7 protein-coding genes are annotated in these 11460 nt (G+C 35.0%); 5 read left to right on the top strand and 2 right to left on the bottom strand.

Annotated elements, in window-relative coordinates:
* Positions 1-255: 255 nt before the first annotated feature.
* Both MHI10_RS07230 and MHI10_RS07225 read left to right on the top strand, forming a co-directional pair.
* Positions 256-1215 carry an alpha/beta hydrolase gene (locus MHI10_RS07230; RefSeq protein ID WP_340789168.1) on the top strand — a complete coding sequence of 320 codons (960 nt, stop codon included), beginning with the start codon at positions 256-258 and terminating at the stop codon, positions 1213-1215.
* Positions 1216-1596: 381 nt separating this feature from the next.
* Complete coding sequence (locus MHI10_RS07225) at positions 1597-1785, top strand: hypothetical protein (protein ID WP_340784273.1); 189 nt, start codon at positions 1597-1599, stop codon at positions 1783-1785.
* A 495-nt stretch (positions 1786-2280) separates the two neighbouring features.
* Here MHI10_RS07225 and MHI10_RS07220 read toward each other — a convergent pair whose 3' ends face one another.
* Positions 2281-4071 carry a UvrD-helicase domain-containing protein gene (locus MHI10_RS07220; protein WP_340784271.1) on the bottom strand — a complete coding sequence of 597 codons (1791 nt, stop codon included), beginning with the start codon at positions 4069-4071 and terminating at the stop codon, positions 2281-2283.
* Entirely contained in the window at positions 4061-6298 is a 2238-nt protein-coding gene (locus MHI10_RS07215; protein ID WP_340784270.1) for an ATP-dependent endonuclease, read from the bottom strand. Before MHI10_RS07215 ends, MHI10_RS07220 begins: the two co-directional genes overlap by 11 nt.
* 464 nt (positions 6299-6762) lie before the next feature.
* On the opposite strand from MHI10_RS07215, the gene topB reads away from it, so the two are divergent.
* The 3 genes from topB (at position 6763) to MHI10_RS07200 (ending at position 11118) form a co-directional block, all read left to right on the top strand.
* Positions 6763-8931 carry a type IA DNA topoisomerase gene (gene topB, locus MHI10_RS07210; protein WP_340784269.1) on the top strand — a complete coding sequence of 723 codons (2169 nt, stop codon included), beginning with the start codon at positions 6763-6765 and terminating at the stop codon, positions 8929-8931.
* Positions 8932-9160: 229 nt separating this feature from the next.
* Complete coding sequence (locus tag MHI10_RS07205; RefSeq protein ID WP_340784266.1) at positions 9161-9811, top strand: MerR family transcriptional regulator; 651 nt, start codon at positions 9161-9163, stop codon at positions 9809-9811.
* Positions 9812-10155: 344 nt separating this feature from the next.
* Entirely contained in the window at positions 10156-11118 is a 963-nt protein-coding gene (locus tag MHI10_RS07200; protein ID WP_340784265.1) for an NAD(P)H-dependent flavin oxidoreductase, read from the top strand.
* Positions 11119-11460: the final 342 nt, after the last annotated feature.

Below are 11460 nucleotides of genomic sequence, written 5' to 3'. Positions count from 1 at the left end.
AATAACAATAGAACGAATGTTTCTATTTGTCGAAAAAGGTGTTGTCATGAAAATAGTCATCCTATTATGTGGATGATAAGGGGCAAGCAATATTCCCCTATTAAATGAGTGACTGATACCAATGAATTATGAGCCTACCTATTGAGACAATCACCTGAACAAACATATATATGCCCCTAACCTAATAGCGTTATTTGTCGTATAATGAAAATGGAAACTATCATTTATGGAGGTTAAACAATGAATAAAAAGGTAATGAAAAGGGCATCAATTATTACAATAACGATTACGATTCTACTCACTTGTACCTATTTTTTCGTAGGTAATTATTTTTATAATTTTGCAATCAATGCCAACACAAATAAAGATTTTCTAGTGGACGACCCTAATTTGAAAACAAGTAATCTTGTAAATAAGGATAGAGAGGAAGCAGAAAAATTAGCAGATGATAACTTCCTTAAACAATATCCTTCTACAGAAAAATCAATTACCTCCAGCGATAAACGAAATTTAAAGCTCCATGCTGAAGTATTCCAGAACGAGGAGCCTAATTCAAAATGGGCAATTATTGTTCATGGCTATGCAGGAGACATCCAAACTACCACGCGATGGATTCGTAACTTCCATGAAAATGGATATAATGTTCTCGCTCCAGATCTGCGTGGTCATGGTAAAAGTGAGGGAGATTACATTGGTATGGGATGGGACGATCGGTTAGATATCGTTTCATGGATAGATGAGGTGATCAAAATAAATCCAGATGCTGAAATTGCCCTATTAGGTGTATCTATGGGAGGAGCAACGGTTATGAATACATCTGGTGAAAACTTACCTGATAATGTAAAAGTTATTGTCGAGGATTGTGGATTTGTATCTACAAGTGATATATTTGCTTATCAACTAAATGAAATTTTTAGTTTACCAAGTTTCCCAATTTTAAATGCGGCTAATACGATTACAAAACTCCGTGCTGGCTATGACATATTTCAATCGCCAACATTAAATCAAATTGCCAATAGTAAAACACCTATGCTATTTATTCACGGCGATCAAGATACGTTTGTGCCTTTTGACATGTTAGACAAAGCATACAATGCGGCTACTGTCGAAAAAGAAAAGTTAGTCATTCCAGGAGCGGGACATTCGGAATCTTTAAAAGTTAATCCTGAGTTATATTGGAACACGGTTTGGGGATTTGTTGATAAATATATGTAATAAAATAGTTAATATATAGCTGTTCAAGCAAAAAAGATTATAAAGCGAGTATCGGTTTCTTAGCGTTAAGAAACTGATACTCGCTTTATTTTGTAATCTGGTCGCGAATGCATTTTCTTTCCATAGTAATTGTATTTCCTAACTGAGTAATGACATTCGATTCGTATGATTTTTCGATTACGAATTATAATAATTAAATGTTTCATTTGTAAGTATGACTTGGACAACGGATTACTAAGTCTGTCCTTGTCACTGAGATACTCTCCAAAAATACACATTTATCCCTCTCCCATCTAAACAAATCCCATTAGAAAACCGCCCCAATCTATGCGATAATAACAGAACAAGAGTTTCTATTATCGAAACAAAAGAGGTGTTGTTATGAAAACAGTAATCCTAGCCGAAAAACCATCACAAGCAAAAGCCTATGCAGACGCTTTTTCCGTAAAAGCACGTCACAAAACACATATTGATTTAAATCCGTGCAGCACGTTCCCTTCTGGCGCAATCATAACGTGGGGAATCAGACATTTAGTAGAGCTGAAGGAACCAAAAGAATATCAAAAATAATGGACATCTTGGAATTTAGCTTCTTTACCGATTTTACCAAGTCAATATGAACATAAAGTTTCCTATGATAAAAAAGTGCAATTCAATTTTATTAAAAAGTTGTTCAATGATTCTGCTGTTTCAACGATTATAAATGGCTGCGATATTGATATATCACTATAATAATTAGTGTACATAATTAATTATTCTATCCTTACTCATACATTTCGAACATATCTGGAGTGAGTATGATTTGCACGTAAATAAAAAATGTACATAAACAGATTAAACGTCCGGAATTATGTGTATTTCCATATATTCAAATTTAGAAAATCTAAAATACAGACTACTTCGACAGCGCAATTAGAAGATTCTTAGATGGTACTGATATTTCAACCTCTGATATAAATAATATGCATAAAGTTGATAAAAAAGCTTCTAACGAAAATATCTATTCAGAAAACGAACTAAATAATTCTCTACTTTTAAAACTCGCATTAGACATTATTTTTGTATTTAAATTCCAACGTCAATTTCCTCATCTATTGCTAAATCATGATTTACAAAAAATTCCTTTGTCTTATTAACATCCTTAGTATAAATAACAATAGCCAAACTTTCTTTTGCTCGGCTAGCTGCGACATAAAATAACCTTCTAGTTCTTGATAGTGCATTGTCTTTATTCTGTCTAATATTATTTTTGTCAGTGTCACTCAATCCATCTACACCAAATAACTTTTCATAACTTATCTGATTTCCACCCTGCTCGTCATCATTAATAATTACCATTACATTATTATATTCCAACCCTTTAGACCCTTGTTGAGTAACGAATCCATCTACTTTTTCTTTGTATCTAAAATACCTATCGAACTCTGCGCATGTACAGCTTAAAGCAATATTCCAATTTTCCCATTTTTCACTTTTCTTATCTTCCAATAAAAATATTTCTGGTACATCAAATAAATCTAATTTGTGTAATTCAGTAATATAGTCTTTCATTGGCTTATCATTTATGTCATTAAATAAAAGCAGATATTTATTCAAACCTTCGGCAATCCCTAACAGTTCCCTCCATTTTAAATCCTTGACTTTTAAAACTTTTTCTTCTCTAAGCATTTTTAGCATTGAAACTTTATTACAACCTGCCAAAAAAATTTCATGCAATCTAAAAATAACTTTTCTTATGAAGGTTAGTTCCTTCCCACTAGCATCTCGTAAAACATTCACCGTGGGGCCTACATTAAGACTTTCATAAAAGTTTAGAAACCCATTTCTTCTGGCTGCCATTTTGTGTTCTAAAATCAAACTGTTTACTTTTTTATCTTCTATTTGAATCTTTTCTTTGAAATTTTCTAGTATCCCTAATTCAACTTCTCTCACTTTTTCTGGCTTGACAGGTCTTATATATACCATAAAAACTCCATGTCTTTTATCTTTGTTGGGATATTGTATTAACCCATCTTCACTTTTACGAAGCTGATTGTTAAAATTTATAATCCTTTCTTGAGATCGCCAATTCATCTCTTTTATAGGTTTGTTCTCCCAGTGGGCGATTGCATCTTGCAAATCGGCCTTACCTGAGCTATAGACACGCTGCATCATATCTCCAAACAACCCTAAACAAAAATTAACATGTTCCTTTTCCATTTGGATTAATGCTTCCATTAATTTAGTTTCAGTATCTTGACACTCGTCTATTAAAAGAATAGGGTATTTGCTCACAAACAGCTTTCTAAAAAATGACTTGCTTATTAAAAACCCTTGGAAGATGCTAATTACATGCGTATGGCCTAAATAACCAGTAGCACGATTATTTGTATCTGGAGAATAATCGAATTTATTTACTTTCTTCCATTCTACAAGCTGGGCCTCTAGTTTCTCTCTATCTCTTTGCTGTGTTTCTGTAGGCCTTTGACCTCTAAGCTCTCTACTTTCAATTTTTTCTATTAAAATTGTCAATTCCTTTTGCGTGCTATCTATCAAATAGTCTTTGATGTCTCGTTGAAAATAACGAATTATATTCCAAGCAAAGCTATGAATCGTAGAAACTTGAAATACGTCAGTATAACCTAGTCTTCTGTTTATTTCTTCGCTTGCAGCTTTCGTATAGGTAATGACACCTATCTTTTTCCCTTCACACCGCAATTGTTGCCCATGCTCATCGTGAATATGTTGTAAAATAGTAACTAATGATCTTGTTTTTCCAGACCCCGCACCCGCTAAGAGAAAAAAACTTTTAGGTTCATTTAAATTAACATAAGACTTTAATTCTTCGTCCACCAATTGATCACTCTCACGCTTCATCTATCTCTCCTCCTTTGTTTTCATCATTTAGCATTTCTTGAAGCCAATTCAATCCTTCGCTAATATATTGTGGTGTATTGAATTTCTTGTCATTTTCTAATTCCCCATAAATCACGTCTAGAGCAAATTGAGTTTTCCCTTTATTCGTCTCTATGAATAGCTTTTCAGAAACACCGGCTTTCATATTAGGGCTTTTATTCAAAATATCTTTGAATTTCTTGAGTAATCCGGTTGGACTCGCTATTGCATTTATGAACTCTCTATTAGACATTGCAAAATCATCTTCAAACGTTCTAGAGTATGCTCGTCCACCTGGTATCGTGGCATGGTTTATATTTTGATAGACGATTCTAATAAAACCGCTCCTTAATTTGTCGTCTTCCGACTTCTCTAGCAGTTCTTTAGTGTTTACCTCGCCATCAAATACTTTTTTCAATGTTGCATTAGATGTGCGTAAGCTCTGGCTTTTTCTTGTATAGGTCTTATTCCATCTTCCATTTGATCCTTTCTCTACGCTATCTATGTCCGTTATTACTAATACCGGTCGTTCCAAATTCTCTAATAAAGGAAAAAATTTATGAGCATAAGCTCCCCCAACTTCCATAATAGTTAGATACTTACTCCCTAACATAGGGAAATCTTTTTTAATTATTCTTGGTAATAGGATTCTCTCTCCCGCACCTTCAATCATAATTATTCCGTCAGCGAAAAATATATCATGTGCTGCTAATTGTAAATACCTTTCGACAAACCTTTTATTCGTCTCGTTCAAGTCGTCATCAAGCTCGACGTTTTCCAAATTCACAACTTCTATCTCATGTAATAAATCTTCATTTGTTCTTCTTTTAAAATATAGTAAATCATCGAAACAAGCATGGTCAGCTATATGTGATGAATGGGTACTCATTACTAATTGCGTATGTAGATTTTCTCCTTGATTTTCTTTGATGACACTCAAAGCTTTTTCGATAAAAACTTTCTGTGCTTGAGCATGCAAATGTGCCTCTGGTTCTTCAATTAGAATGAGATGCAATGCTTTTACTTCATCGTCACCATCTGCAGCAATCCGCTCCTTTGTAAAATAAATCAGCTCAAAGAACATAGATATCAAGTTTTGAAAACCTAAACCATTATTTCTTTCAGGCAAGTAATAGTGACTGTCTCTTTTATTATCTGGATGGACATTAAATAACACGCTACTTTCATTATCCATTGTTTCTACAACATCGATTACAGGTGCTACCTTTATATGTGGACTGCCGAAACCTGGATAACCAAAATTAAGCAATGGTTTTACCAAAGTAGTTAAAGTCTTATCTAACTGATTTTCCATATTTCGTTCTGCTTTGAAGTTTGTATTAATCAAATCTATTACATCTTGATCAATGTCCGTCTTCATATCAAACTTTTTATAGTAGTTAGTAAATTGTTTAGATAATTTCTTTATTTTTTTTATATTTTCATCGTCATCCTTATCTGACAAACCTCTTTGGGCATAAATTTCATCAACTTTGACTATATTCTTTAATGGATTTCCTCCTAACGCCGTGCTTTCATCAAATGGAAATTCGTCTTCATGTTCTGCAGGATTCGCTAAGTATGCCTGGATTTTGAAATTACTTTTCAACTGACCTTCCCCTTTGAGAAAATCTTGAAAATTCATTGGCCACTGCCTTTCAACTGCTTTCTCTATTTCTGCCTTTTCTGAATGACCGTCAATTATTTTGCTCATTTGATTTATACGCTTTCTCGCTTCGATATACTCTTTGAATAGTTTTTCATAATCCTCAGGCTCAAATCTGAAAAAGACTGCGACCTCACTTAATTCTTTTTCAATGCTTGGAATGATTTCAATAACCTTTTGCAACTCTGGTTCTTCGATACTGATTACTATTTTCATTGAAGGTAGGAGTGACTTTAAATCCTGTTCCGCTTCATCGTACTCACTTTGAATTTCTTCTAACTCGTTCTCATCCGTAGATTGTTCTAACTTTATTTTTAAACTCTGTATTTTTTCAAACGAAGCATTAATTTTTAGCCAATTGTAAATTGTAAAATCATAAAATCCAATTTGACTTTTACGCTTTAAAAACTTAGAGATGGCCTCCATTGCAGAAGTCTTACCGCTATTATTCGCACCAACAAAAATACTTTGCTCCTCGCTCAAATTAATGGTTACATCTTTTAATTTTTTAAAGTTTTTAATTTGTATTGATTTTATTCTCATAAGACCTGCTCCTTCTTTCCATTAACTTATTCTGCAATACTCTTTTAATTTAACTGTAAATATATCACACTTCAATCATTATTATGTAAATATAGAAATAACAAACTTACCAATTTAAAGAGGTTGCTATTGAGGCTTAATTAACAGTTACACAACAATTGAATATTTTAGAGAGCCACTAGCAATAAAGTCTATGGATTTGCATCAGATAAAATAAACTTTGCAGTAATTCCCGAGTCGCTTATTTAGCCAAGGAACGAGCCTTTCAATGTGAATCTGTCTGTTGATCTTTTAGCGATAAACTGCTTAGTATATTCCCTTCAAACTTTATGATAAAATTTAAATACGAAAGCTAGTTCGCAAGTATTTCATCACACATTTGAAAGTTCTTCAGAGTATGAGGAAGAAAAAACTAAAAAATGCACCTAGATTTTCACCATCAGAAACACAAAGAGGTGACTTCGATGACAAAAGTAGTAATCCTAGCCGAAAAACCATCACAAGCCAAAGCCTATGCCGATGCTTTTACAGTAAAAGCACGTCACAAAACACATATAGAATTAAACCCATGTAGCACGTTCCCTTCTGGCGCAATTATTACGTGGGGAATTGGGCATTTAGTAGAGTTGAAGGAGCCGAAAGAATATCGAAAAGAATGGACATCTTGGAATTTAGCATCCTTACCGATTTTGCCGAGTAAATATGAGCACAAAGTTTCTTATGATAAAAAAGTGCAGTTCAATTTCATTAAAAAGTTGTTCAATGATTCTGCTGTTTCAACGATTATTAATGGCTGTGATTGCGATCGTGAAGGCTCTAATATTTTTTATTCCATTCACACGATGACTGGCGCAAAAAATAAACCAATTAAGCGACTATGGATTAATTCATTGGAAGTGGATGAAGTACGAAAAGGATTTAATAATCTTCAAGATAATAAAAAGGACTTGTTACTTTATCATGAAGCGAAAACTCGACAAATTAGCGATTGGCTCGTTGGGATGAATGGCAGCCGACTTTATACCCTACTCTTACAGCAAAAGGGATTCAATGAAAGTCTTTCGATTGGACGCGTGCAGTCTCCAACCGTCTATCTTATTTACCAACGGCAAAAGGAAATCGAAGTTTTTGTTCCGACTCCCTTCTATGAAATTGAGGGAAATTTCAAGGCAAAAAACGGTACATATAAAGGCAAAGTAAAGATTAAAAGCGAGAAAAAAGAGGACATCCTTCAACTGTTGCAACAGCATAACATTTCAGAGCAAAATGAAGGCTTTGTAAAATCGATTACGAAAAAAGAAAAGCGTGCCAAATCGCCAAAATTGCATGCACTTTCTACATTGCAAGCGGTTGCCAATAAAAAGTGGAAATATAGCCCTGCCAACGTGTTAAAAGTGGCACAAAGCTTGTATGAGAAGAAACTAGTTACGTATCCGAGAACTGACACACAATTCATTACGAATAATGAATTTAGCTATCTTGCAAACAATGTGGAAGGTTATCAACGAATCGCCAATGTGTCATTCCCTATCGCTTCTACTCGTCCAAATAAACGATATGTCGATAATTCTAAGGTCCAGGAGCACTACGCCATCGTTCCAACGAAAAGTATCCCGACCGAAAGAAAGTTGCAAGGATTGTCGATTGAAGAGCGCAATCTTTATTTTGAAATACTAAAAACAACGCTTGCCATGTTTCATTCCGATTATATATATGAAGAAACAAAAGTCATTACAGACGTAAATGGACTTGCATTTGAAACGACTGGAAACACGGAAATTAATAAAGGGTGGAAGGAACTTTTCACGGAAGCAAAAAAAGAGGTTACTCAAACTCTGCCTACGCTCACAAAAAATGAAAAGGTACTAGGCGTCATTAAAATGGTCGAAGGAATGACCACCCCTCCCAAGCCATACACAGAAGGTCAATTAATTAACATGATGAAAACATGTGGAAAAGCAATTGAGAATGAAGAAGAGATGGAGATTTTAAAAGAAGTTGAGGGGCTTGGTACGGAAGCAACCCGAAGTGGCATTATCGAAACAATTAAAAGGCATGGCTATATTACTGTGAAACAAAATATTGTGAGCGTCACTCCAAAAGGCGAGATTCTTTGCCAATCGATTGAAGGGAATCTTCTTTCCAGTCCCGCTATGACAGCCAAATGGGAAGCTTATTTAAAGAAAATTGGGAATGGGGAAGGTTCTCCAAAGCACTTTATTGATATGATTGCAAAATTCATCGATAAATTATTACAAGAAGTGCCCCAGCAATTACAAGTTCAAGGGTTAGATCAAAGCATTTCAGATAACCAGGTAATTAGTATCATTGCGCCCTGCCCAGCATGTAAAAAAGGAAATATCATTCAAAGAAAAACGTACTATCGCTGCTCGGAGCATGAAAATGGATGCAAACAATCGTTTCCAGGGCAAATGTTAGGGAAAAAATTATCAGAAAAGAATATTAAAGATTTATGTACGAAAGGCAAAACGGCTGTTATTAGAGGTTTGAAATCGAAAGCTGGGAAGAAGTTTAGTGCTGCGTTATTATTTGATGGAGAAAAAATTACTTTTGAATTTGATAACAATGTTAAAAACTCAAATTTTAAAGGCAATACTACCTATAAAAAGTAAGTTGTTTTTTAAAATAATATTAGAGCAATCCATTTAATGTGTTGAATTACTCCTTTAAGAAAATATAATAGAATAGCCTAATTCACTTTTTTGAAATGAATTAGGCTTACACTCGCCCCTCTCAACCCCAAATGCCATAATTGCAAAGTTTTCACTTCACAACACCACTACTTAAGGCGTATAATTTATATTAGTATAATATTTTTTTGACATTAAAGGAGTTTCAACTATGGCCGAACTATTTGCAACAGGTGCATTTGCTGAACAACTCGGCATTAGTAAAGCATCACTACAACATTACATAACAATTTTAGAGGAGCATGGATACGAAGTTCGACGCAATAGCCGTATGCATCGCCAATTTTCTAACGAAGATTTAATGATTTTACGCGCTTTTTTAGCGTTAAATAAGCACCGTGGTTTAAAATTAAAAGAAGCTGCGCAAACCGTAACAGATCCAAAATTCGAACCAGCACAAATTTTACAGCATGATATTATTCCAACTTCCAATCAATTAACACAATTTGAAGACATTTCAAATTCGATGGAACTAATCGCAACCCACATTTACGGTATCGAGCAAAAAAACGTCCAGCTATTAACTTTAATCGAAGAGCAACGTACACAAAACGAGCTATTAATTGAGCAAAACCAAACGTTAAAACAACAGTTTGGCGTCATGATGCAGCACATTATGGAGCAAGCAAATGAACCGAACAACTCCGCTCAGCAACGCCAACTCGATCGTGTCGAACAGCAAAATAGTGCAATCATGAATGCATTAAATAAACTGAATGTTGCACAACAAGAGCATCACATCACAACCGGACCAGAATCCGAAAAACAGGGAAAAAGTTTGTTTGGGAAGTTGTTTAAATAACATCAAAGTTCCATGAATCGTTAATATTTCTTTAGGCATACGTTCGATATTGAATCGAGCTCATGCCTTTTCATTTTGGTTTATTCCAACACGATGTTAGTTACAAAAGCGTTGTCACAGGACGTGACGGGTTAAGCCTTTGTTCCCCATTTATAGAAATAGGGGACTTCTGCTGAATTTAGTTAAAATTTTGGGATTCATTTGCTATTTTAAGTAGTGCATGTCAAACTTAAATTATAATTAACCATTATATGTATTAAATCACTTACACTTCCTTGTCATTAACAGCTTAATGGTCGATGCGAACTACATGAACCTATTTATTTAGAATTGGAGTGGAAGAAATGAATTGGCGAACACGCATTACTGATTTACTCGAAATTGATTACCCAATTATTCAAGGAGGACTTGCTTATTTAGCCTATGCGGATTTAGCTGCGGCCGTTTCAAATGCTGGTGGCTTAGGTCAAATAACAGCGATGAGCCTCTCCTCTTCTGAAGCTTTACGTGATGAGATTAAACAATTACGCACGCTTACAAATAAACCTTTTGGCGTCAACTTTGCGATCGGTGTACATGGTAAAGGCTATGAAGATCGTGTACAAGTTGCCATTGAAGAACAAGTACCCGTTGTAACAATTACCGGTGGAAATCCTACCCCTATTTTAGAAATGCTAAAATCGACAAATACAAAAACACTCGTTCTTGTTGCCTCAAAAAGACAAGCCCAAAAAGCTGAACAACAAGGTGCACATGCTGTTATTGTCGTTGGACAAGAAGGAGGCGGACATTTAGGCAGAGATGATATAGGTACAATGGTTCTCATCCCTCAAGTAGTTGATGCTGTAAAAATTCCAGTCGTTGCATCTGGGGGTATTGGGGATGGGCGTGGATGGATGGCTGCACAGGCTTTAGGTGCAGAAGGTATCGAAATGGGAACACGCTTTATTGCAACACAAGAATGTATCCATGCTTCACACGCCTATAAACAAGCTTTAGTTGATAGTACCGAATTAGACACTGTCGTTATTAAACGTTCTATTGGGGCACCTGCTAGGGTTATCCGTAATAACTTTACAGATAAAATTTTAAAGATTGAACAAGTAACACCAACATATGATGCCCTAAAAGATTATATTTCTGGTACTGCCAATAAACGCTGGATATACGATGGTTTACATGAAGAAGGATTCGGCTTTGGTGGACAAGTCACGGGTATGATTCAAGATATACCTACCGTTTCGGAATTAATTAAACGAATGGTGGATGAGGCGGTGGCGGTTCGGGGTAAATGGGGGAGCAAATAAATAACCTAATTTTCTGATGTATTTTAAATTTGGAATCATTAGTATTTGGTTTAGATTATTCGTAGTTAGCCATAATAACCGCCATTTAAAATAGATTGCTTGTTTTTGCCATCGGATAATTACAAAATTAAGAGCCGTCCTTTGTTGATATTGTATAATTTCCAATAGATTTGGCAGCTCTTAAACTAGAAAAGGAAAATTTACCTTTCCCCGACAGAATACTCCATCTGATTTGTGTTACGGGCAAAGCCCAACGATTCCGATGGAGATGAAATGCTTTACCTCAGTGGGAAGTTCGTTTACTTTGTTCCGATTACCTAGAAGATAATTATGAGCCTTATT

The organism is Solibacillus sp. FSL K6-1523 (genome assembly GCF_038005225.1).
In the GTDB taxonomy this organism is placed as follows: Bacteria; Bacillota; Bacilli; order Bacillales_A; family Planococcaceae; genus Solibacillus.
The sequence above is the reverse complement of the archived record's forward strand: the minus strand, read 5'-3'. Positions and strand labels throughout refer to the sequence as shown.

What these genes read in the sequence shown, in the direction of transcription:
- MHI10_RS07230 (WP_340789168.1), top strand. Translation starts at nt 256, where the DNA reads ATGAAAAGGGCATCAATTATTACAATAACGATTACGATTCTACTCACT.
- MHI10_RS07225 (WP_340784273.1), top strand. Translation starts at nt 1,597, where the DNA reads ATGAAAACAGTAATCCTAGCCGAAAAACCATCACAAGCAAAAGCCTAT.
- MHI10_RS07220 (WP_340784271.1), bottom strand. Translation starts at nt 4,071, where the DNA reads ATGAAGCGTGAGAGTGATCAATTGGTGGACGAAGAATTAAAGTCTTAT.
- MHI10_RS07215 (WP_340784270.1), bottom strand. Translation starts at nt 6,298, where the DNA reads ATGAGAATAAAATCAATACAAATTAAAAACTTTAAAAAATTAAAAGAT.
- topB (WP_340784269.1), top strand. Translation starts at nt 6,763, where the DNA reads ATGACAAAAGTAGTAATCCTAGCCGAAAAACCATCACAAGCCAAAGCC.
- MHI10_RS07205 (WP_340784266.1), top strand. Translation starts at nt 9,161, where the DNA reads ATGGCCGAACTATTTGCAACAGGTGCATTTGCTGAACAACTCGGCATT.
- MHI10_RS07200 (WP_340784265.1), top strand. Translation starts at nt 10,156, where the DNA reads ATGAATTGGCGAACACGCATTACTGATTTACTCGAAATTGATTACCCA.